General features: G+C 24.8%; 2 protein-coding genes. Both read left to right on the top strand.

What is annotated here, in order from left to right; translation table 11 throughout:
• Nucleotides 1-572 (top strand): hypothetical protein (locus BGS40_RS02405; protein ID WP_096738328.1); only part of this gene is annotated, 572 nt, incomplete at its 5' end.
• A partial coding sequence (locus BGS40_RS02400) for a hypothetical protein (RefSeq protein ID WP_180753097.1) occupies nt 569-1,610 on the top strand: 1,042 nt, incomplete at its 3' end. The genes BGS40_RS02405 and BGS40_RS02400, both read left to right, overlap by 4 nt.

Raw genomic sequence — 1,610 nt, 5'->3', positions numbered from 1 at the left:
CTATTTATTCATTCCTAGATGAAGATGAGGAACTTTCAAGAAAAGCTAGTCGAATTGTTTTAAGAATAAATATGGATATTATACTTTATCTTTTAGATAATGAAAAAACTTTTATAGGACATAAAACTTATTTTTTATTTGACAAGGAAAGATTTAAAGTTTTTGAAGATTTTTTATTTTTTCTAAATACTCGTTTAGAAGAGGATTTTTTGCAAAAAAATGATAATGATTTTGAAATAATAGAAATTGTAACATATATTAATCTATTGATTGGCTTAGATAGTGCGTTTGCTAATAATATGTACCTAAGAGAACTTTCAATAGCTCCTATTTGTGATTTAAATAATCCCAAAACCATAGTAATTCTAAATGGCATAGAAAAAATTAATATTGCAGTTGATAGATATATCAATCTTATAAATTCAAAAATTAAATTTATTGCCTATAAAGATGATTATCTTAAAATGAAAATAGAAAATATAAACAATAATTATCCAAAACTCAGACTCGGTCAAAAACAAACCAATAAACTTAAATCCATACAATCCAAACTAAAAGAGTGTAAACAATGAACGAAGAATTGCAAAAAGAAGAATTACCTAGAAAAAAATTAAACGAAACAGAAAAAGATTTGCAAATTCCTTTAAAAGATGCGGGTGTAGATGAAATAGGAGAAAAACTACTTAAAGAAGTAGAAGATGTAAATAAAACGGAAAATTTTATGCATCAAAATGAAGTTCAAACCATGAAAGGTATCACTGGTTTTTTAGATAATGTAACAGATATTGGCTCTAAAGATTACCTACTCCCTTTTAAAATCATCATAAAAAGAGCAGATAATACCCTTAGTGGAATTGATGCTTTAATAGAATATCAAAAAACAAAAGATGGTTTAAAAGTTTCTGTAAAAATTGGTTCTGAAATTATTGCTTCACAAATTTTTAAAATAGGAATACCGATAATAAGCACAGCAGCCATTACAACTTATAGTGCAATAGCAATTACAAGCGGCACCTTGTTAGGTGTTTTAGCAGCCATTAGTATTGTTGGCACTGGTATGATAATTCTTTGGTGGATTAATTCTAAAATAGAAGATTGGTTAAAAGATAGTGGTATTTCTTTTATTGATTTTATAAGAGAATATGAAACTCATTTAAGTTCTGAAGAAAAATATTATCATAACTTAGCACATTGTCATCAAACACAAATTAAAAATATGCAAAGAATTCAATTATATTATGATGGTAAGATTTCAAAAGATTTAAAAAATTATTATTATCCTTTTTATGATGTTAAAAAAACTCCATCTTTACTTAATGAAAAAAGTTTACTCAAAAGCATATCAAAAGATTATAAAGCGTTAAAACTAAAAGATACAATAGATAACATCCACATTAATTCAGAATTTTATCTATTAAAAGCTTTATATTTTTGTGAAAGTTTTACAAGTTTTAATCAAAACAATCAAGCTTTATTTAACGAAGAAAAATTTCCTTATCATTCTAGCTTTTATACTATATTCTTATTGCACAAAGATAAAATCACAAATACTTATTTAAATGCAAGAAAAGAACTTTATAAAAGTATTGATGAATTTAAAAGACTTGGTT

It is taken from the genome of Campylobacter sp. 107, from assembly GCF_002383835.1.
Lineage (GTDB): Bacteria > Campylobacterota > Campylobacteria > Campylobacterales > Campylobacteraceae > Campylobacter_D > Campylobacter_D jejuni.
The sequence above is the reverse complement of the archived record's forward strand: the minus strand, read 5'-3'. Positions and strand labels throughout refer to the sequence as shown.